The sequence below is a fragment of the Armatimonadota bacterium genome (genome assembly GCA_013359125.1).
Taxonomy (GTDB): Bacteria; Armatimonadota; Fimbriimonadia; order Fimbriimonadales; family GBS-DC; genus JABWCR01.
In genome coordinates, this window is the sequence record JABWCR010000014.1 from 25,350 (window position 1) to 45,564 (window position 20,215).

Genomic DNA, 20,215 nt, shown 5'->3' on the forward strand with positions numbered 1-20,215 from the left:
GTTGTTGCTGGCGATCGATGCGGGCAACACTCAGATCGTCTTTGGCGCTCGCGTCGAGGACGGCTGGCGCTCGTTCCGCATCGCCACTCGCCCGCAAGCGACCGAAGACGAACTGGCCGCCGTCTTGCTCAACGTGCTCAAACTGGGAGGCATCGATCAGTTTCCCACCGGCATCGTCATTGCGAGCGTCGTGCCTCCTCTTAACGAGACTTTTTCCCGCTTGGCGGCCAAATGGCTGGGTTGCAAGCCGCTCTTTGTAACGCACGACCTGCCGTTGGGGATCACAATTGCTTACGATCCGCCTAGCGCGGTCGGCGCCGACCGTCTGGCCAACGCCGTAGCGGCAGAGAGCCTTGTCGGTTCTCCCGCGATCGTGGTCGACTTTGGCACCGCCGTTACGCTCGATGTCGTTTCGTCTCAAAAGGAGTACTTGGGCGGCTCGATCCTCCCGGGCATCTACTTGGCATTGGAGTCTCTAGCGGGCAAAACATCCAAACTGCCCGCTATCGATCTTTCGGAAGAATCCCCCCAAGCGATCGGCAAGACGACGCCCGAAAGCCTGCGCAGCGGCGTGCTCCTAGGCACGGCCGGAGCCGTCGAGTCGCTAATCGGTCGGATAAAGTTAGAATTGGGCGGCGACGCGGCTGTGGTCGCCACGGGCGGCTTGGCGACACGGATTGCGGGTCTATGCCCCTCGATTCATCGCGTCGAGCCGCATCTGACGCTGGACGGTCTCAGAATCATCCACAATCGTATGAAGCACGGAGAGAACTGACATGGATTTAGCGGACGTTTGGAGCGCCATTCGAGACGAGGTTAAGGATCGGGTAACCGGCCGTTCGATGTGGCAAGCGATCGACGCCATGACGCCGATTCTGAGAGACGGGGATGCAACGGTCTTCGGAGTGCCCCATCAGAACGCCGATCTCATCGGCCATCTGCGCACGCCCGCTACCAAGAATATGATCGAATCGCTGCTCTCCGAGGCGTTGGGTTCCAGGGTCGCGCTGGTCGTTGTCGAAGGCGTCACTAAAGCCGACTATGAGTACCACCAGGAGCGTCAACGCGAGGCCAAAAGGATTGAAGAAGAAGCCCACGAACGAAGAGGCCAGACTCGCGAGACCCAACAGAACTGGGAAGGGGTGTTCGAAACGGTCGGTAGGCGATTTGCCGAGCTGCCCAACCGCAGCCTCAACCAATCCAAAGCGCTCTATCTGCAAGAGATGACCATCGTGATCCGCGAGGCGATCCAGAAAGTCGGAATCGACAACGAGATGGACGAGCGACAACTGAACCGAGCCATCGAGCGCATCGCTACGAACATTGAAGCCCCTGCATCGATAGTCGCCTGGATCGTGCTCCACTCCCCAATCGAATCAGCGTGAGCGCCCGCCCTTATGTTGCAAGGTTGTTGTTGCCGGACGGGTCGCCCGCGCCAGAGGCAGATCTGAAGGAAGCCTTCCTTTGCGACAGCCAGTTCGATCCCTATGATCCTGAGACCTGTCGCCCTGGCAAGAATGGCGAACTGCGGCTTGTCTATCCGCGCTCGCCCTTTATCCTCTGCGCCCCATTGAACGTCTCAACGGTCGGTCGCAAGACCTTCTATGCCACCGCCGGCGCTTCGGGCTATCGATCTGCTTCGGCCCTGCACCAATCTCTCCTCAATCGCGAGATCGCTCAGTCTCATCTTGCCCGAGTTAGCCAGACTGCAAAGTGGGCCGCCAAGCGCATCGGGGCCAATGAGGGGCTGACCAAAGGTCTGAACGAATCGCGCGCGTTCTTGGACGCCGCGCGGGCAACCGCCGCTCCAGAACAGGTCGCTCGATTGGCCGACCAGTCGCTTGTTCTGTCGGTCGGCCTTGGCGAACAACTGACCGAGACGATCGCTCGCGCCCGAATATCTCGGGTGGGAATGAGAGAAGCGTTTCTTTTTGGGTTAGCGCCCGGATCGGACTGGGACCTCACAGCACAAACCTGCAACGCCGTTGCAGTGCGTTGCGACTGGTTTGGAGACGGTATTGAAGCAGAAGCGGCACTGGCCGAATGTGTGGCGCGTCGGCTTGTCTGTCAGATAGAAGACGACCCGTGGCCGGCCGCTGCAAAACAAGCCGACACCGTAGCGTCCGTCGCGCATACAGCACAATCTGCGCTCGCGGCATCGATGCGTCGGTTCCGCGGACGGTCTCGATATTGGCAGATCGCGAAAGGCCTCTATCGATTTGCCGGGCGATACCGCATCTCGATCGACAACGTCATCGTGATCGTAGCAGGGTTAGGCGCCATTGCCCACGAGACCGATTCTCACGCCGTTCGCATCGTTTCGTTGCCGCTTACTGGCGCGTCCGCTTCTCCTGGGCCAATGGGTGAGGACGGATTGACCCGCGGCCCCCTCAGCACAGCCTCCGCTCTGGTCGATGCCAATGCGCCCTTCGAGTGTCTGGAAGTGGAGGTCGATAGTCGGCACGACCTGCACACGATCGAGGAGATGCTGGAACGATTCGCCGAGTTCGGGAAGCCCATCCAAGTGAGAGCTTTGGCAAGCGTCGGTGCCCGCGAGTTCTCTCTTCTGCTTAAGATCGCTTACTCCAAAGCCTACGTTATGGGCTGTCTATGGGATCGGCCGGAAACCCGCGCAATGGCCGCCGCGCGCCACCAACTCCACCCCGATTGAGGTATACTCGAACAGCCCAATATCACCATGAGCGCGGCCACAGCCCATACTCAAAGCGCGGACTGGACCTATGCTCCAGCCCCCGAATCAAGCGACATCGTTCGCATCTTGCCCGAGTACGACCTGTACATTGGCGGCAAGCGGGCCAAGCCCCAATCGGGCCGACGATTTGAAACGGTCAACCCGGCCAACGAGAAGACGCTCAGCCATGTTGCCGAAGCCAATGAAGCCGATGTCGATCTCGCCGTCAACGCTGCGCGGAAGGCCCTTTCGCCTTGGAACCGACTTAAACCCGCCGAAAGAGGCAAATACCTTTACCGCATCGCTCGCATCATTCAAGAGCGGTCGCGCGAGTTCGCCGTCTTGGAGAGCATGGACGGCGGCAAACCGATCCGAGAATCGCGGGATGTCGATGTCCCATTGGCCGCGGCGCACTTCTTCTATCATGCGGGATGGACCGATAAGCTGGAATACGCCTTTCACGGACGCCAAGCCTCGCCGATCGGGGTCGTCGGCCAGATTATTCCTTGGAACTTTCCGCTGTTAATGGCTGCTTGGAAGATCGCCCCCGCGCTGGCGTGCGGCAACACGGTCGTGATCAAACCCGCCGAGACGACGCCGCTCACGGTCTTGCTCCTGTGCGAAGTGTTCGAACAGGCAGACCTCCCACCAGGCGTTGTCAACGTGATCACAGGCGCAGGCGCTACCGGCGCGGCTTTGGTCAATCATCCCGATATCGATAAGATCGCCTTTACCGGCAGCACAGAGGTCGGTCGCAACATTCAAAAAGCCTTGGCAGGCACAGGCAAGCGTTTGACGTTAGAACTTGGCGGTAAGGCCGCAAACGTCATCTTCGAGGACGCGGACATCGACCAAGCGGTAGAGGGCATCGTCAACGGCATTTACTTCAATCAGGGCCACGTCTGTTGCGCAGGCAGCCGCCTTTTGGTCGAAGAGAGCATTGTCGATACGGTCGTTCGAAAACTGAGCCGACGCATCGAATTGTTGCGCATTGGCGATCCGCTGGACAAGAACACCGATGTCGGCGCCATCAATTCGCTGGCGCAGCTCCAACGCATCCGATCCATGGTGGATAAAGGCGTCGAAGAGGGCGCAATGTTCCACGAATCGAACTGCCCGCTGCCCGACAAGGGCTACTGGTTCCGACCGTCGTTCTTTACCAATGTTTCAATGAGTTGCTCGATCGCCCGAGACGAGATTTTTGGCCCTGTGCTGGCCATCATGACCTTTAGGACGCCCGACGAAGCGGTCAAACTGGCCAACAACACTCGTTACGGCCTCTCCGCCGGCGTTTGGACGGAAAAAGGCTCCAAGTATCTTGCCTTTGCCAAGAAAATGAGAGCGGGCGTCGTCTGGAGCAACACTTACAACCGATTCGATCCGACCAGCCCCTTTGGCGGCTTCAAAGAGAGCGGCTTTGGTCGAGAAGGCGGCCTGCACGGCCTCGAAGCGTACGTCAACTTACATTAGGAGAAATGAAATGAGAAGTTTACTGATCGCAATGTGCCTAATCAGCTTAGCGTCGGCTCAGCCGGGCAAGAATGAAGGCACCCTATTGGCCACCCTCCCGTCCGGCCTTAAAATTCAAGACTTCCGTATCGGCACGGGCGATGCCGTCAAGGCGACCGACGAGGTTACGATCCATTACACGGCTACGCTCGCCAGCGGCAAGGAGTTTGACAACACCAAGTCGTCCGGTCTGCCGTTTACTTTCAACGTTGGGCGCAACAAGGTCATCAAAGGCCTAGACGAGGGCATGATCGGCATGAAAGCGGGCGGCAAGCGCAAACTCGTGATGCCTCCTAATCTCGCCTTTGGCTCGACCGCATACTCTGCGGTTCCGGCCAACTCCACCGTTACCTACATCGTTGAGCTCATCAGCGTCCGTCCAGAACAGAAAGTATCCGGCAAAGAGGAATCTTCTGCAACTGGCCTCAAATGGGTCGACCTGACTATCGGGGATGGCGACTATCCGGTTACTGGCAAGACGGTCGTCGTTCACTATACGGGAACTCTTGAGAACGGAACCAAGTTCGACAGTTCGCACGATCGGAACAAGCCGTTCGAGTTCGTGCTCGGAGCCGGAAACGTCATCAAGGGCTGGGACGAGGGCCTCGCCACGATGCGCGTAGGCGGCAAAAGAAAACTCATTATCCCGCCCTCGCTGGGCTATGGCGATCGCGATTTGGGTACTATACCGCCTAACTCGACGCTCATCTTCGAGGTCGAACTGATCCGAATCAAGTAGGGAGAGAAACTATGCGACACCTCGCGATCATAGCCTTGGCCGCAGCGATCGTCGGGCTTCTGGCCTGCTCCGGAGAGCCGGAAGCAACGACCGAAACCACGAACAACAAACCGGTGCCAGAAGGCATGGAGCCGCCGAAAAAAGCCGACCAGACCGAGGAATCGGACTACGAAGCCAAGAAAGACGCCGAAAAAGCCGAGACCAAGGAGGAAGGCAAAACCGTGAAGACGAGTTCGGGATTGGAATACGAAGACCTCAAAGTAGGAACCGGAGCGGAGGCTGCGAAAGGCCAGGTTGCCCAAGTCCACTACAAGGGAACGCTTACGAACGGCCAGCAGTTCGACAGCTCTTGGGATCGAGGCCAAGCCTTCTCGTTTACTATCGGCGCGGGCGAAGTGATCAAGGGTTGGGACGAGGGCGTAGCAGGCATGAAAGTGGGCGGTAAGCGCAAGCTGATCGTCCCTCCAGAACTTGGTTACGGCAGCCGCGACATGGGCGCAATCCCGCCCAATTCCGTGCTGATCTTCGAAGTCGACCTGCTTGCGCTCCGCTGAGTTTGCATCTTTCCATGAATATCGGTTATAATTACCGGACGTTGGGTAGGCAGGGAGCGCCAATCTTCGCCCTCAGTGCGGCTATGGGAGCATGAACTTACTCATGTCGGATTCGAACGGCATTATCAAACACGTGGTTCAGATCATCAACGAAGGCCAGTTCGATGAGGCCGAACGGATGCTGAAAGAACTGCTGGGCAACGAACCGAACAATGCCGAGGCGCATCACCAGTTAGGACGAGTCTATTCCTTTATCGGTCTGTTCGACGAATCGTTGGAAGAACTGAAAGTCGCCGTAGAGATACTGCCTAACGATCCGCCCATCCGAGTCGACTTGGCCATGCAATACTGCATGTTAGGCTTCAACGACGAGGCCAAACAAGAGTTTGAAGAGGTGTTGCGCCAAGACCCCAACAACGAGATGGCGCAGCGCCAGATAATCTACTTCCGCTAAATGCGGCGGCGCCTCGCGCTCTTCCTCGCTTTCTCAGCCCTTCTCGCCTTTGCGCTCGTCTGGCGCTCGACGCTTGGGGGACATGTCTTTGCGCCATTGCCGCTGCTGAAAACAATGTCGCCATGGGCAGAAATGGGATTACCGGTTGACGATGCTTATTGGGACGTGCTCAACTGGGACAGCCTCGCACAGTTCTACCATTGGCGCGACATTAGCAACGAGCAGATTAGATCGCTTCAGGCGCCTCTCTGGAACCCTTACGCCTTGTGCGGAGCGCCCCTTCTAGCAAACGGCCAATCCGCGCCGTTTTACCCGCCCAATCTGATGTCCGCCCCGCTATCAGCCGCCCGTGCGACCGGATGGCTGGCCTGGTTCGCCCTCTTCTGGGCCTGCTTGGGCGGCTGTTTGCTCTTTGCCCGACAAGGCTTATCGACTACCGCCAGTATGGTCGGCGGGGCAGTCTGGTGTCTGAGCGCGTTCTTCGTCGCATGGTTGCAACTGCCGTCGGTTACCGCCGTTCTCTCTTGCATCCCTTGGGCGCTGGTCGCCTGCCACCGTCTGGTCGACGACCCTCGCACAGGAGCGGCATGGCTGGCGCTGGCTGCTGCAATGATCCTGCTGGCGGGGCATCTTCAGTTCGCCTTTTACGGCCTGGCCTTGACCGTGGCCTATGCGCTGTTCTTGTCGATTCAACGTCGAGCATGGGTCAGCCTTGGCGTTTTGCCGATCGCGTTGATGTTAGGAGCAGCGATCTCTGCGTTACAGTTGCTTCCAATGCTCGAACTGATTGGCTTTTCTCACCGTGGAGCGACCATCCCGACCGCCGAAGGCTATCAAGCCTATTCGCGTCTGGCAATGCCTCTTTATCATCTGATTTCCTACGTCTCGCCCGAACCGTTTGGCCATCCCCGGGACGGCGATTATTGGGGCGCGTATCACTATGCCGAACTGGCGCTCTTTATTGGTCTTCCGACGCTTTTCTTGGCGTCGGCCGCGCTGGTCTCTCGCCGAACGCCAGCTGTCTGGTTCTGGCTGGCTGCCTGGGTTGTAGCGATCATGATCGCTATGGGTACCGGTCTTACCCAAGCGCTCTACTTCTATCTGCCTGGATGGAGCGGTTCGGGCAGCCCCGCCCGCGTGCTGTGCATTGCTGCGCTGGCTCTGGCTGGGCTGGCAGCGCATGGCGCTCAAGCCTTGCGAGATCGCCCAACGCGGTGGCCGCATGCAACCGGACTCTTTCTATCGATCGTCGCCGCTTTCGCGCTAATCGGTTTTGGCCTGCTGCCTCAAGGGACGTCGTTTGATCTCTCCAAGATCATTCACATCCCTTCGCTTGCTGCCCTGATCGTGCTTATCGCCGCATCGATCTTGAAGCAGCCCAAGATCGTCCTTGCAGCGACCGTTATCGCCCTTTTTATTCCCGCCTATCGCTACAACTTGACCGGTCCGATCGAGGCTGCATTCCCCAAGCCCTACAATGTGCCAACTCTTCAGCCAGGCGAGCGAATCATCGGGATCAACAATTCTTGGAGTTTGAGAGAAGCTCCCCGGGGCCAATTGCCCCCCAATACCGCTGCTGCGTGGCGAACGCCCGATGCGACCGGTTACGATTCGACGCTCCTGCGATGGTACAAACGCATGGCCGACTGGATGAACGAGCAGGACAGCGCGCCGGTAGAAAACGGCAATATGATATTTGCCAAGGTTATGAGAGAGAGATGGTCATGGCTGCGGGTGAAGCGGGAGTTTAACATGGGTATATGGTATGAATTGTCCGCTAACGGCTATGGCCTCTTCGTTGGCCCGGCAGAATTTGCCGATGAGGAAGAGACGTGGCGCAGACTCGACGATGCATGGGGCCGGAAGACGATCCTCTTAACTGGAGACGGCGCGCAAGAAGCCCTGAATCGCTACGGCGCGGGCGATCCTCAGCCTGGCGAAGCCCGGATTACAGAGTATGGGCCAAACGAGATCGCCATCGCCGCTTCGAATCCCTCAAGTCTTGGATCGTGGCTTTTCATCAGCGATACTTACTATCCGGGTTGGCGGGCAACGGTTAACGGCAAGAATATGCCCGTCATCCGTGCCAACGGCGCTTTTCGCGCCATACCCGTTCCGCCCGGCGACTCGACCGTCCGGATGCGTTACTCGCCGGCTTCTTTTCAGTGGGGCTTGATCCTCGCAACCCTTGGAATTGCGATAGTCGGCGTGCTGTTGACGAGAAAAAGGGCGGCCCGCGTCAAAGCAGAAGCCGCCCTTGGTACGAGTTAGCGTCGAGCGCGCTTGATGGTGCAACCAAACGCCTTGGTCTCGGCCTTGGCGACCGTGCGACCGGCTACGATGTCGTTGAGAGCGTTCTCCAGATCCTTCGAAGTAATGCCGCTCGGATTCTGGCTGTCGTCGATCCGACCATGATAGACGAGCTTCAGGTTCGGGTCGAGCACAAACGCCTCGGGAGTAACCGCCGCCTTGTACTGGTCTGCGACCGCATGACCTTCGTCGCGCAGGACGGGGAAGACGTACTTCTTGTCCGTCGCATGTTGCGTAACCTCGGCTGTCGGCTCGGTTACGTTAGGATTGATGCCTACGAACAAGATGCCCTTGTCCATGAACTTCTTGGCGACCTCGTTCATCCGCTCGTCGTATGCCAACGAAACAGGGCACTTGGTTGCGATGAAGAACACGACCATCGCTTTGTGATTCTTGGCCAGCGATGTGCCAGCCTGAGCGCCCCACTTGCTGAAGGCCTCCGGCTTGAACGCGACCGGCAGATTGAACGAAGGCGCAACCTCGCCGATCTTGCCCGTAAACTCGGCAGACGGCTTCTCGGCGACCCAACCGGCCAAGTCGGCGCCATGCTTTTCGGTCTCAATGCCGGTCATCACGTTTTCGACGGTTCCATCTTTGCCGACCAAGAACGTAACTCGGCTAGCAAGCCCGCTGGGCGACTTCACGCCATACGCCTTGGCCACTTCGCCGTTCGTGTCGGCCAGCAGCGTGTAAGGCAAGTTGTGCTCTTTGGCAAATTTGGCGTGCGTCTCGACCGAATCGGTGCTGATGCCGAAGACTACGGCGCCCGTCTTCTTGATCGCATCGTAGCTATCGCGGATCGAGCAGGCCTGTTTAGTGCATCCGCCGGTAAAATCTTTGGGATAGAAGACCAGGGCGACCGGCTTGCCTGCATAGTCGCTGAGCTTGTGGGTCTTGCCGTTCTGATCTTCAAGCGCAAAGTCGGGGGCTTTGGAGCCTTTCTCAATGGGAGACGATGAGAGCGCGTACTTCGCGCCGAAAGCAACGGCCACGGTCAGGGCGACTGCGGCAATAATCCAGCCATTCTTACTCATGTGTGACCACCCTCCGGTAGTTTTTCGGTACAACTTAACAACACGTTTGCAAGCCTATGCGGTTCCCGCTTTCTCTCGCGCCATCTGACGGATTCGATGCGAAACCTCCATCGAACAGAACTTGGGCCCGCACATCGAGCAAAAGTGCGCATGCTTGTGCGCTTCTTTCGGCATCGTCTCGTCGTGCATCGCTCTTGCGGTCTCCGGGTCGAGCGCCAATTCGAACTGCCGATTCCAATCGAATTCGAATCGCGCCGTGCTGAGAGCGTCGTCCCAATCGCGCGCGCCGGGCAATCCCTTCGCCACGTCCGCCGCGTGCGCCGCAATGCGATAGGCGATCATGCCCTGCTTAACATCCTCCCGATTGGGCAGGCCCAGGTGCTCTTTGGGCGTTACATAGCACAGCAGCGCCGTGCCGTGCCATGCGACGATAGCGGCCCCGATCGCCGACGTGATATGGTCGTATCCGGGCGCGATGTCCGTAACCAAGGGCCCAAGCGTATAGAACGGCGCGCCATGGCACCACTCTTGCTGAAGCCGCACGTTCTCCTCTAGCAAGTGCAAAGGTATGTGCCCTGGGCCTTCCACCATCACTTGCACGTCCTTCTCCCATGCGCGTTTGGTCAGCTCGCCCAGCGTTCGCAGTTCGGCCAACTGAGCCTCGTCGTTCGCATCGGCGATCGAACCCGGGCGCAAGCCGTCTCCCAGGCTGATGGTAACGTCGTACCGTCGGCAGATGTCCAGTATCGTGTCCCAATGGGTGTAATACGGGTTTTCCTTGTGCTTATCGATCGACCATTCGGCCATCAGCGACCCGCCGCGGCTGACAATGCCGGTAACCCGCTCGTTGGTCAACGGCACATAGCGCAGCAGCACGCCCGCATGGATGGTCATGTAATCGACGCCCTGTTGAGCCTGATGCTCGATGATTCCCAAGAAGTCGTCCTCGGTCAACTCGGTTACCGATCGAACCCGCATAACCAGCTGATAAATGGGCACCGTGCCCACCGGTACGGGCGACTTATCGATGATCGCGCTTCTAATCTGATCCAGATCGCCCCCGGTCGAGAGGTCCATCACGGTATCGGCGCCAAAGTGCACGGCGGTGTGAAGCTTTTCTAACTCTTGATCGATCTCGCTGGTAACGGCCGAGTTGCCGATGTTCGCATTGATCTTGACGCGATGGCTCTTGCCGATTACGGTCGGTTCCAACGAGAGGTGGCGCACATTGGCGGGGATGATCGACGTGCCGTTTGCCACTTCTTGACGAATTTGCTCGGCATCGACTTTCTCGCGCTCTGCGCAATAAAGCATCTCCTCAGTGACGATGCCTTGGCGAGCATAGTGCATCTGCGTAACGCATCCCTTCCGCCCTTTGACCCACTCTGATCGGAACATATCGGCCTCCTATATGGTCGCCTATGGCGCGGCGCGGAACCCAAACATGCGCGGGGATAGGCGGAGGTCGGCCGCTTTCCCTACGCCGGTACTAACCGGATCAGGTTCGAGGGGTTCGTCTCAGCCTCTTGGCGCCCCCAGCGACGCTCTTAGTATACCCATCGCTACACCGCGGCAAAGCCCGAACGGGATTTTTTCGAAATGTAGCACAATTTTGAGTACGAATCAAGCCGGGAGGGCGAGCGTCCCCGCGAGCCGAATCACGGGGGAGTTATGTCCCTCGACCTATAAGGATACAAGGGTTCTGGAGGAAGGGCCAGGCGGAAGCCTGGCGTGCCGAAGGTACGGTCTCGCGCAAAGAGCGCGAAAGGACGCCAAGGACTCAGAGGAGACCCCGAACGAAGTCAGGAAGAACCCACCCTCGTCAGCAACTCCCCGCCGACACGCAAAGATTCTGGCCAAGATAGTGTATAACCCTGCAAACCCGAGAAGCCGTGCAGGGTACGATATCGCTCCCTCAACCCATGAGAAAAACAAAAGCCAAAGGAAAACGAACCTACAAACAAGAAGCCATCCCGCCCGGCGGATCGCTCGTCATTGTCGAATCGCCCGCCAAGACCAAGACCCTCAAGAACTTCTTGGGACCCGAGTTCAGGCTCGCAGCCTCCATGGGGCATGTGCGCGACCTGCCGGCTCGAAAGTTAGGCATCGACATCGAAAAGGAGTTCTCGCCTACTTACGAAGTCTCTCCGGAGCGCAAAGATATCGTCCAGAAACTGAAGGCCGCTGCGGCCTCGGCCGACCGGGTCTACATGGCCACCGACCCGGATCGAGAAGGAGAAGCCATCGCTTGGCACTTGGCTCATGCGCTCAACGTTAAAGACCCGATCCGCATTCAGTTCAACGAGATCACAGAGACCGCCGTTCGTCAGGCGCTGCAACAGCCCCGCGAGATTAACCTGTCATTGGTCGACGCGCAGCAAGCCCGTCGCGTGATGGATCGATTGGTCGGCTATCAGCTTAGCCCGTTGCTTTGGAAGAAGAGCGGATCCAAAAATCTGAGCGCCGGTCGTGTGCAATCGGTCGCTTTGCGGCTCATCGTGGAGCGCGAGCGCGAGATTCGCGCCTTCGTGCCCGAAGAGTATTGGAACATTTTCGCCACGCTGACCCCGCTCACTGAGGATTTTCCTTTCAAAGCAGAGCTCAAACAAAAGGGCGACGAGAAGATCGATCTGAAGACCCAAGCCCAGACCGACGCCGTGCTGAAGCAGTTAGAGGGCGCGGAGTACATCGTCTCGTCGGTTACCAAAAAGACTCAGAAACGCCGCCCTCAACCGCCGTTCATCACCAGCACGCTGCAGCAAGAGGCAGCGCGCAAGTTAGGCTTTTCGGCCAACCTCACCATGCGAATTGCCCAGCAACTGTACGAAGGCATCGAACTCGGCTCCGAGGGCGCCGTCGGCCTGATCACCTATATGCGAACCGATTCTGTGCGCGTTGCCGACGAGGCGCAAAGAGCGGCCGCGGCCTACATCGAGCGAGAGTACGGAAAGGACCACTTGCCGCCCAGCAAGCGCGTTTACAAAACTCGCGGCGGCGCTCAGGACGCTCACGAAGCTGTTCGACCGACCGACGTGTTCCGAACGCCCGATTCGGTCGCTCGATTTCTCTCTCCCGAACAGAAGAAGCTTTACGAGATCATTTGGAAACGTTTTGTTGCCAGTCAGATGGCAGATGCCGAGATCGAGGTTACGCGAGTCGACATCAAGGCTGGGGATTTCCTGTTTCGAGCGTCGGGCAGCCGACCCGTGTTCTTAGGCTTTATGTCGGTCTATGTCGAAGGAAAGGACACGGCCGAAACGACCGACGACGAGCAGCCCCCGTTGCCCGCGCTCTCGCCCGATCAACTGCTGAAGCTGTTGGCGCTGGAGCCAAAGCAGTCTTTTACGCAACCGCCGCCCCGATACACCGAAGCGACGTTGGTCAAAGCGATGGAGCAGCACGGCATCGGTCGACCGAGCACTTACGCCTCGATCATCTCAACCATTGTCGATCGCAAGTACGTCGAGTTAAAGAGCAAGGCGTTCCATCCGACGCCCGTGGGCGAGCTGGTCAACGACTATCTGGTCAAGCGGTTCGACGACGTGGTGAATGTAGCGTTTACCGCCCGAATGGAAGAGGAACTCGACCAGATCGAGGATGGCAAGATGAAGTGGACTCGCGTGGTGGGCGACTTTTATGAGCCGTTCAAAAGGCGTCTCAACGAGGCGGAGGGCGATTCTGAGCGACTAAAGCCGGCAGACGAGCCATCTGACCTCAAATGTCCCGAATGTGGTCGGCCCATGGTGATCAAGAGCGTGCTAAGAATGGGCGAGATCGAACGGTTCTACGGCTGTTCGGGCTACCCGGAGTGCAAGAAAACCATGCCAATGGAAGAAGAACAGGCGGAGCAAGAAAACGCGCCCGACTGTCCGGAGTGCAGCAAGAAGATGAAACTCCGAAAGGGACGGTACGGTCCGTTTTGGTCCTGCCAGGACTACCCGGCGTGCAAAGGCATCCGCAAAGTTACGACCGGCATCCCATGCCCTCAGTGCAAGACCGGCCAGATACGCCAGATGAAAAGCAAGAAGGGCAAGACGTTCTTCAGTTGCGATCGGTATCCCGAATGCAAGTTTGCCAGTTGGAACAAGCCCACGGGCGAGCAGTGTCCAAACTGCGGCGGCTATCTGATCGAGATGGCAGGCGGCAGAGGCGTGCAATGCTCAGACAAAGGCTGCGGATACAAGCGACAAGAATCTGCCGGCCTTGCCGAAGCGGGATAGACGATTTCTAGTTTATAATATCCCTGGACATGGCTACATCGCCCGGTCCTATGGCATCATTTACTGTAGGGGCGTAACGGCGCCCAGACCATAAAAATGAAGAGAGCGCTCTTGACGGTGATGCTTGTCGGCTCGATGTTCGGGCTGGCCCATGCACAAACGCTGGAAGAAGTCCAAGACAGCGTCATCTATGTCAACGAGTTCTTTCCGGCCAACCAACTGAAGACTTACCGTCTCACCGTTACCAATAACAATACAACTGCCAACTTTGTCCGGCAGATTCATCCGTTGATGACGACGCCGGACAAGCTGACGGGCCTCACCGCGCCTGCCGGATGGGTTTGGGCCAAAGTGCCCTGGGACGCTTTTCCAGACGCGGCGCTCGCCTCCACAACGGGCACGGGCATCGCGCCGAACGGCGGCACAGGCGTATTCACCTATCAATGCGACCCGCCGAACGACTTCTACGTCCGCTCCCAGATTCGCCAGGGTACGATCAGCAACAACTTTGTCGATCGACAGCGCGTTTTGCCGCGCATTCCGCATCTTGCCCGCGACTATATCTCCAAACTCAGCGTTCGTACTCGGTCGCAACGAACCGATGTGATACGACTGGAGTACACGGTCGACTCTGCCGAGCGCATCACCCGCCATCGTCTGACCACGATCAATGCCGACCGACAGCCGGTCGATCACGTTCGCTGGCCGCCAGCCAACATGAACCAGGCCAACTTCCCGCCAGACCGGTTCTTCTCCAGCTCGGTGCCGCGCAACATCGATACGGCAGGCCAAATCACCGTTCAGAATTGGTTTTTGCGCTTCGAAACGGCTCAGTTTTCGGGAGGCGGCATGTCGCTTCCCCAGTTGGAATGGGTCAGTTCCACCGTGCGGGAGTCTAAAGCGAAGCTAAGCATTGAGTTTGAACCTTCGGTCGATCGTCCCGGAGTCGGTCGATCCGCAGTCTTCAGACTCCGCAACGACGATACTCGGATCGTCGTCATCGATCAACTCCAACTCTTTTTTCACCAGCCTACCGACTTGCCGTTCGATGCCATCGAGGATTGGACGACCTGGGACCGCACGGTCGGGCCGTTTCAATTGACCCCGGGCCAGGTCCGAACCGAACTGTTCCAAATGGCGCCGGGTCAGTACATTATAGGCAGAGTTGTGGCTCGCGAGCTGGGATCGTCTATTCCAATCATGCTGCACTTTTTGCAAGAGGAGATCGGCAATCCGTTGGTCTGCGGCAGTACGCCCGATAATGAGAGACCGATCAATGTTACTTTTAGGCGCGTTGGCACGACCGAAGACATTGTTCTGCCGGCCCAACTTTTGGGAGACGAGCGCTGGCAAGTGCCGATCGAGTTGATCAGTTTGGATATTCGGGGAAGCTACTATGTGCGAGCAAAGCCCGATAGGGCGCTGAGCGTGCTGGGCCAGCGCTGGCGCGGGGGTACGCCGGTCTTCGATCTCTTTATGCCAGGGGGCGACGCGGTCGATCCCGACATCCGCATCCAGCACTTGATTCTCGGCGATGTGGACAACAACGACATCATCGACGACACCGACCTGGCGCGAGTGTTGGGCCGCTTCGGCGCCATTGGCAATCTGGCCGAAGACCTGAACGGCGATGGGATAGTGGACGACATCGACCTGGCCATTCTTCTAGAGAACTTTGGCCGATCTGGACCGCCTTGGCCGTAAACCAGCCTCTGCGCAACCCGTTGGGCGAAACTCAACTTCGAGTCGTCGAACCCAGCAACCCGGTCGATAGCGCAACCGACCCGGTCTATGGCTACTCGTTCTCTTACGCAATCTATGGCGAAACCCGGCAGAAAGGCGACTGGGAACGGCGCTTTGTCGTCCGAGCGCAAAAACGAGAACGATTGCCCCTCATCCGACTCGCGTCGACCTTCTTGCTTCGTTGCTGCGACTATGCGATCGACCGGCTCAATCGCGACTTTGTGATAGCCGGATCGCGAGAACTGAACGTCTATTTTTGCACTGAGGGCCGGCCAGGCGGCGAACATTTTCGCAACAACATCTACCTCTTTCGTGCCGACGACAGCGTGGCGCCGATCGACTGGGCGCGAGAGATCGCCCATGAGTTTGGACATGCCTCTGTACCGCCGATCAATAGTTTTTTGGAGCCGGAAGCATGGGCCAATGGCGATGTGGGAGAAAGGCTCTTTCTCGAATGGCTGCTGGAAGACCTCAAGACGGGCCGCTTAAGCCCGGACGACGCCATGCGCTGCGCGCCCGGCGACCTTGAGAGATACCTCGACCGACATAAAAAGCCTCTTGTGGATCGCTTGTTGGCGAACGGCTTAGACGTTCGAAAATATCGATCTCGCAGCGCGGAGGGCTACTTCGAATATGTCGCCTTCGCCTGCTACTTGGAGAGAGTCTATGGCGCGGCGCTCCTGGCAAGATCAATGGCGCTGGCCGGAGGCGTCGAACCCGAACATTTTCTCAAAGGCGCGACCGAGGCGATCAACGAATCGGACGATTTGACGGTTACGATGAGAAAGCAAAGCCAAATGCTCTTTCTGCCCAATTACGCCCAATGGCGAACCGAACAAGGAAGATTGGAACGGGGATCATCGAGCGATTGGCCGCGCATTGCACTGCAGAGTTGGAAACCCGACCAAAACCTGCGGTTGACAAAGGCATAGACAGGACGCCCTGTAACTGGGGAGAAAGTCAGGGAATGCTCAAGACCATCGCTGTTTTGCTGTGGGCGGCAAACGTCGCAAACGCCCAATGGGCCGATATCAAACAGATCGGTCGCGCGGGCGAGCCGTCCATGGCGACCGATTCGCGAGGCAACGTCTTTGTCGGCGCGCACTTGCCCGGCAGTCTCTTCGTCAGCCGCGATTGGGGCAAAACGTTCGAGCATCAAGCGATCGACGGCTATTGCGATTTTGTAACGCACGCGATGCCCGATGGGCGTTTTTATCTGGTCTATATGGTGCACGGCATCGATGGTATTTCGGTCAAACGCTCGACCGATGCGGGCAAGACGCTCCAGGGCGGCAAGGTGCTGAGCGGACCGCTGGACCGGCAATGGATCGCCGTTCATCCCAAGACAGGGCACATTTTCATGGTCTACTCTCACGGTTATATCGGCGGTCCGGCGTCCAAGGGGATATTTTGTGCAGTCTCACAGGATGGCGGGGCGACGTTTCGCGAAGTGGCCCGAGCGGACGATGCTCCCAGTGGCGAGGAGGCGGTCGATCCGCTGATCGTAACCAGCACAACAGGCAGGCTATACGCTATGTGGGGGTTGTCTAAAGATAGGGACACTATATATGCCTATCGCATGGCCTACTCGGACGACGGCATCAGATGGAAAGGCCACCAGACGGTTGCGACCTCCAGCCCTCAGTTCGGCACCACGCAAGAACGGTGGATGCTGGGGTGCATGGTTGCTCAGGGGCCAAAGCGCTTGATCGTTTTCTACAGCGACAAGGCCGAACTTTCGATCGACGGAGCGCCGCACCGCGCGCACCTTGTCTACTACAGAGTCAGCGATGACGGCGGCGTCACGTTTGGCCCGCCAAGAACCTTGCTTCCTCAGTCCGAACTCGAGAAAGTGGTTCGCCAGTATGCCGACAAGGCGCCCGGCAGAGGCGTCAATCTGTATGCCCAGGCGCTGGTATGGGCGACGCTCGATCCCTATGGAGGTCTGCACGCCTTCTTCCACGACAATCGAGAGGGCAGGGCCCCGCTGCAGAACACCGTGGTCAATAAGTGGCACCTGCGACACTCTATGTCTCTCAACCCGAACAGAGGCTTCATGCTCTCGCAGCGCGTTTCGCACGACCAGGTTTGCCTAAGGCCCGCGCTCGATTTCATCACGTGTGCGGCCGATTCGCGCTACCTCTACGCCGCTTGGGTCGAAACGCCAAACTCCATGAACGCGATGCCGTTTACTGGCAACCTGATGGTCGGTCGCTTGCCGTTGCCATCGCTGATGCGCTTGATGTTCGGCCTTTAGCAAACCTCGCGCGCCTTTCTATACAGTTCCTTACACACGGAGGCTCGCAATGGCATTTGGATGGGAAGGCGAAAAGGTTCGATTGACGCCGTTGGACAAGGAACGGCACTTTGAAAACGCATTTGCGTGGATTAACGATCCGGTCGTAACGCGCTACCTGGCGCACGGCGACATGCCCATAACGCGCCCATCCGAAGAGGAATGGTTCGAAAGAGCAAGTAAATCGAATGAAAGCGACGTTCTCTTTGCGATAGAGACCTTGGATGGCGTTCATCTTGGCTTCAACGGCATCCATGGCATCAACTGGCGATGGGGAACCGCCGTAACCGGAACCATGATCGGGCGCCAAGACATGTGGGGACAAGGCTTCGGCTCCGACGCGGCCCTCGTCAGAACGCGCTATGCGTTCGACGTGTTGAACCTGCGCCTGCTGCGATCCGAGGTGATGGCGGAGAACATCGGCTCGATCAAGATGCTGACGAGAGCGGGCTATCAGGAGGTCGGACGCATACCGCAGCTCTATTGGAAGCGCGGCGCCTACAGAGACGCCGTTATCCTCTGCGCTCTGAAGTCCGAGTTTAAGGACCCCAAGTAGGCGATTACGGCCGGGCCGGTCATATAGATCGATCCCCGGCCGTTCTGCTCTATTAAGAGCGAGCCGCCGGGCAGATCGACCTGATACTCGCCCGGTTCGCCGCCCGATCGAATCCAAGCCGCCACCGAAGCGCAAGCGCCCGTGCCGCATGCCTGCGTAAATCCGGCGCCCAACTCAAAGGTGCGAACCCTCAGTCTGAAAGGCTCGACAAAGACAGCCTCGTGCGCGTTGGCCTGGTGTTCGCGCGCTTTCACCGGCGCTTCCGTTTCAAAATCAGCGCGATGTTCCAGCCAGACCCAATGCAGATTGCCGACCTTTGCCAGCCAGCCGTCCTCCCGCCTTTCGACTGTCGGCAGCCCCATGTCGACGCGAAACTGCCCGTCGCGCTCCTCGACGGCATAGACGCCCGATTCCGTTTCGACTCGCCAGACCGGACCCTCGGCCAATCGCCATGTCTTGGCCGCCAGCGCCGCGCAACGGATGCCGTTGCCGCACATCAGCGCGGTCGTGCCGTCGCTGTTGTGGACCGTCATCTTAAAGTCCGCCTTGTCCGAAGGCGAGAGAGTCAGCAGTCCGTCCGCGCCAATGCCAAGCTGACGATGGCACGCCGCACGGGCAAACTCGGACGTAGGCAAAAACGGGCTGCTGAACGACTCGACCAGAATGAAATCGTTGCCTAACCCGTGCGCCTTAGCAAATCGCATTACTCCTCATCGGTGGCATGTCCCTCGGGCCGGTCGTTGCTGTGCTCAGGCCTTCCGCCGTAGCCTGGCACCGGCCTAGACGGCACGATCGACGAGACCGCATGTTTGTACACTAGTTGCACCGGTTTGCCCGGACTTTCTAGGAGAATCGTAAATGCGTCGAAGCCTCGCACCAGTCCTCTCAACTGCACGCTGCCCATCAGATAGATGGTAACAGAGATCCCCTCCTTGCGAACCTGGTTGAGAAACATGTCCTGCAAATTGATAGTCTTAGCCATTCAAGCGTCCTCCCTCCATTGGAGACAAATACCAAAGTTCAGCAATCCGTGCGCTAGTCGCGCGCGCCTCTCCGCTCGTTTCCATCCAAATGACGTTCGGTTCTCGTCTAAACCACGTCATCTGCCTCTTGGCGTATCTTCGCGTCTGAAGCTGGAAATCCTCTACCGCTTGCGCGCGAGTCGACTCTCCTTTGAGCATCCTCACAGCCTGCTTTACGCCCAACATGCGCAGGGCCGGCGCGTCTTCGGGCGCTCCCGCTTCCAACAGCGCTCGGGTCTCCTCCACGAGTCCTGTTTCGAACAGATGGGCCGAACGCCGATCGATGCGCTCGTACAGCGCCTTCCGATCCATCGTCAGCCCGATTTTGAGCGAAGGAAGCTCGCACTCCTCGCGCTTTTGCCAATCGGACCAGGGCAACCCCGATACAGTATACACTTCCAACGCGCGAAGGTTTCGAACAGGGTCGTTCGGATGTATTTTTTGAGCCGCTATCGGGTCTATTCGCTCTAATTCGGCCCTGATGGCCGCTGGTCCTTTGGATTGGAGTTCCAAGCGCGTCTGGAGCGAAACTGGCGGCGGCGGGCGATACTGCGCCAGCAGAGCGCGGATATACAGCCCCGTGCCGCCGCACACGATGGGCAACCGCCCCCTTTGCCGAATCTCTCGGATCGCGGCTCTCGCCAACTCGGCGAATCGACCGGCCGTGAAGGCTTCTCGCGGATCGGCGACATCGATCAGATGGAACGGCACGCCCTTGCGCTCTTCTTGCGTGGGCTTTACCGCGCTGACGTCCATCCCGCGATAAACCGCCGCGCTATCGGCCGAGATAATTTCGCCATCGAGCCTGAGCGCCGTTTCGATCGCAACGTCCGTCTTCCCGACCGCCGTCGGGCCTAGGATAACGAGGATGCGGCGGTCCTGCGACTGTTGACCCGGCGCCGGTTGCCCTTGTGCCTCTTGAGGTTGGTTCTCTTGCCCCATCATTTTAGGAGGCTGTTCGCCTGCTTTGGCGTCATTATAGCCGTTCAGCCAGAGCAGGCGAACAGGTCTCGATTGGCATCCGAGAAGCGAGATCTATCCGGTATTCTAAAGTGCTCGGATATAAATCGACAAAGGGGACCAAGG

At 58.3% G+C, this 20,215-nt stretch carries 18 protein-coding genes and 1 riboswitch; of the genes, 13 read left to right on the top strand and 5 right to left on the bottom strand.

Annotation, left to right across the window (positions count from 1 at the left end):
• Position 1 precedes the first annotated feature (1 nt).
• The 8 genes from HUU60_07920 to HUU60_07955 all read left to right on the top strand — a co-directional run bounded on the left by HUU60_07920 (position 2) and on the right by HUU60_07955 (position 8,219).
• On the top strand, positions 2 to 775 hold the full coding sequence (locus tag HUU60_07920; protein NUL82630.1) for a type III pantothenate kinase: 774 nt from the start codon (positions 2 to 4) through the stop codon (positions 773 to 775).
• A gap of 1 nt (position 776) precedes the next feature.
• A complete protein-coding gene (locus tag HUU60_07925) occupies positions 777 to 1,385 on the top strand; it encodes a hypothetical protein (GenBank protein ID NUL82631.1) in 609 nt (202 codons plus the stop codon).
• Complete coding sequence (locus HUU60_07930) at positions 1,382 to 2,671, top strand: hypothetical protein (GenBank protein NUL82632.1); 1,290 nt, start codon at positions 1,382 to 1,384, stop codon at positions 2,669 to 2,671. The genes HUU60_07925 and HUU60_07930 overlap by 4 nt, the downstream gene beginning before the upstream one ends.
• Positions 2,672 to 2,698: 27 nt before the next feature.
• Positions 2,699 to 4,162 (top strand): aldehyde dehydrogenase family protein, encoded by a 1,464-nt coding sequence (locus HUU60_07935; protein ID NUL82633.1) that lies wholly within the window; start codon positions 2,699 to 2,701, stop codon positions 4,160 to 4,162.
• Between the two features lie 31 nt (positions 4,163 to 4,193).
• Entirely contained in the window at positions 4,194 to 4,940 is a 747-nt protein-coding gene (locus HUU60_07940; GenBank protein NUL82634.1) for an FKBP-type peptidyl-prolyl cis-trans isomerase, read from the top strand.
• 11 nt (positions 4,941 to 4,951) lie between these two features.
• Positions 4,952 to 5,494 carry an FKBP-type peptidyl-prolyl cis-trans isomerase gene (locus HUU60_07945; protein ID NUL82635.1) on the top strand — a complete coding sequence of 181 codons (543 nt, stop codon included), beginning with the start codon at positions 4,952 to 4,954 and terminating at the stop codon, positions 5,492 to 5,494.
• A gap of 91 nt (positions 5,495 to 5,585) precedes the next feature.
• Positions 5,586 to 5,948 carry a tetratricopeptide repeat protein gene (locus HUU60_07950; GenBank protein NUL82636.1) on the top strand — a complete coding sequence of 121 codons (363 nt, stop codon included), beginning with the start codon at positions 5,586 to 5,588 and terminating at the stop codon, positions 5,946 to 5,948.
• A complete protein-coding gene (locus HUU60_07955) occupies positions 5,949 to 8,219 on the top strand; it encodes a YfhO family protein (GenBank protein NUL82637.1) in 2,271 nt (756 codons plus the stop codon). It begins immediately after the preceding gene.
• On the opposite strand, the gene HUU60_07960 is transcribed toward HUU60_07955, so the two are convergent.
• Positions 8,216 to 9,292, bottom strand: a complete 1,077-nt coding sequence (locus HUU60_07960; GenBank protein NUL82638.1) for a redoxin domain-containing protein — start codon at positions 9,290 to 9,292, stop codon at positions 8,216 to 8,218. The two genes, HUU60_07955 and HUU60_07960, sit on opposite strands and share 4 nt — an antisense overlap.
• A gap of 54 nt (positions 9,293 to 9,346) precedes the next feature.
• A complete protein-coding gene (gene thiC, locus HUU60_07965; protein NUL82639.1) occupies positions 9,347 to 10,690 on the bottom strand; it encodes a phosphomethylpyrimidine synthase ThiC in 1,344 nt (447 codons plus the stop codon).
• A 59-nt stretch (positions 10,691 to 10,749) separates the two neighbouring features.
• A riboswitch (TPP riboswitch) is annotated at positions 10,750 to 10,839 on the bottom strand.
• 375 nt (positions 10,840 to 11,214) lie between these two features.
• On the opposite strand from thiC, the gene topA reads away from it, so the two are divergent.
• The 5 genes from topA (at position 11,215) to HUU60_07990 (ending at position 18,107) form a co-directional block, all read left to right on the top strand.
• On the top strand, positions 11,215 to 13,512 hold the full coding sequence (topA, locus tag HUU60_07970; GenBank protein NUL82640.1) for a type I DNA topoisomerase: 2,298 nt from the start codon (positions 11,215 to 11,217) through the stop codon (positions 13,510 to 13,512).
• Positions 13,513 to 13,608: 96 nt separating this feature from the next.
• Positions 13,609 to 15,216 carry a hypothetical protein gene (locus HUU60_07975; GenBank protein NUL82641.1) on the top strand — a complete coding sequence of 536 codons (1,608 nt, stop codon included), beginning with the start codon at positions 13,609 to 13,611 and terminating at the stop codon, positions 15,214 to 15,216.
• Positions 15,207 to 16,187, top strand: a complete 981-nt coding sequence (locus tag HUU60_07980) for a hypothetical protein (protein NUL82642.1) — start codon at positions 15,207 to 15,209, stop codon at positions 16,185 to 16,187. The genes HUU60_07975 and HUU60_07980 overlap by 10 nt, the downstream gene beginning before the upstream one ends.
• Positions 16,188 to 16,222: 35 nt before the next feature.
• Positions 16,223 to 17,512, top strand: a complete 1,290-nt coding sequence (locus HUU60_07985; protein ID NUL82643.1) for an exo-alpha-sialidase — start codon at positions 16,223 to 16,225, stop codon at positions 17,510 to 17,512.
• Positions 17,513 to 17,561: 49 nt separating this feature from the next.
• The gene (locus HUU60_07990; protein ID NUL82644.1) at positions 17,562 to 18,107 is read left to right on the top strand and encodes a GNAT family N-acetyltransferase; all 546 of its coding nucleotides are present in this window, start codon (positions 17,562 to 17,564) and stop codon (positions 18,105 to 18,107) included.
• Here HUU60_07990 and dapF read toward each other — a convergent pair.
• From dapF to miaA, 3 genes are read right to left on the bottom strand one after another with little or no spacing between them, the layout of a single operon-like run.
• Positions 18,050 to 18,811, bottom strand: a complete 762-nt coding sequence (gene dapF / locus HUU60_07995) for a diaminopimelate epimerase (GenBank protein ID NUL82645.1) — start codon at positions 18,809 to 18,811, stop codon at positions 18,050 to 18,052. The genes HUU60_07990 and dapF overlap by 58 nt on opposite strands.
• On the bottom strand, positions 18,811 to 19,089 hold the full coding sequence (gene hfq / locus HUU60_08000; GenBank protein ID NUL82646.1) for an RNA chaperone Hfq: 279 nt from the start codon (positions 19,087 to 19,089) through the stop codon (positions 18,811 to 18,813). The genes dapF and hfq overlap by 1 nt, the downstream gene beginning before the upstream one ends.
• On the bottom strand, positions 19,082 to 20,071 hold the full coding sequence (miaA, locus tag HUU60_08005) for a tRNA (adenosine(37)-N6)-dimethylallyltransferase MiaA (GenBank protein NUL82647.1): 990 nt from the start codon (positions 20,069 to 20,071) through the stop codon (positions 19,082 to 19,084). Before miaA ends, hfq begins: the two co-directional genes overlap by 8 nt.
• Positions 20,072 to 20,215: the final 144 nt, after the last annotated feature.

Excerpts from the sequence above, each read along its gene's own strand:
- HUU60_07925 (NUL82631.1), top strand. The coding sequence starts at position 777 with ATGGATTTAGCGGACGTTTGGAGCGCCATTCGAGACGAGGTTAAGGAT.
- HUU60_07935 (NUL82633.1), top strand. The coding sequence starts at position 2,699 with ATGAGCGCGGCCACAGCCCATACTCAAAGCGCGGACTGGACCTATGCT.
- HUU60_07940 (NUL82634.1), top strand. The coding sequence starts at position 4,194 with ATGTGCCTAATCAGCTTAGCGTCGGCTCAGCCGGGCAAGAATGAAGGC.
- HUU60_07945 (NUL82635.1), top strand. The coding sequence starts at position 4,952 with ATGCGACACCTCGCGATCATAGCCTTGGCCGCAGCGATCGTCGGGCTT.
- HUU60_07950 (NUL82636.1), top strand. The coding sequence starts at position 5,586 with ATGAACTTACTCATGTCGGATTCGAACGGCATTATCAAACACGTGGTT.
- HUU60_07955 (NUL82637.1), top strand. The coding sequence starts at position 5,949 with ATGCGGCGGCGCCTCGCGCTCTTCCTCGCTTTCTCAGCCCTTCTCGCC.
- HUU60_07960 (NUL82638.1), bottom strand. The coding sequence starts at position 9,292 with ATGAGTAAGAATGGCTGGATTATTGCCGCAGTCGCCCTGACCGTGGCC.
- thiC (NUL82639.1), bottom strand. The coding sequence starts at position 10,690 with ATGTTCCGATCAGAGTGGGTCAAAGGGCGGAAGGGATGCGTTACGCAG.
- topA (NUL82640.1), top strand. The coding sequence starts at position 11,215 with ATGAGAAAAACAAAAGCCAAAGGAAAACGAACCTACAAACAAGAAGCC.
- HUU60_07975 (NUL82641.1), top strand. The coding sequence starts at position 13,609 with ATGAAGAGAGCGCTCTTGACGGTGATGCTTGTCGGCTCGATGTTCGGG.
- HUU60_07985 (NUL82643.1), top strand. The coding sequence starts at position 16,223 with ATGCTCAAGACCATCGCTGTTTTGCTGTGGGCGGCAAACGTCGCAAAC.
- HUU60_07990 (NUL82644.1), top strand. The coding sequence starts at position 17,562 with ATGGCATTTGGATGGGAAGGCGAAAAGGTTCGATTGACGCCGTTGGAC.
- dapF (NUL82645.1), bottom strand. The coding sequence starts at position 18,811 with ATGCGATTTGCTAAGGCGCACGGGTTAGGCAACGATTTCATTCTGGTC.
- hfq (NUL82646.1), bottom strand. The coding sequence starts at position 19,089 with ATGGCTAAGACTATCAATTTGCAGGACATGTTTCTCAACCAGGTTCGC.
- miaA (NUL82647.1), bottom strand. The coding sequence starts at position 20,071 with ATGGGGCAAGAGAACCAACCTCAAGAGGCACAAGGGCAACCGGCGCCG.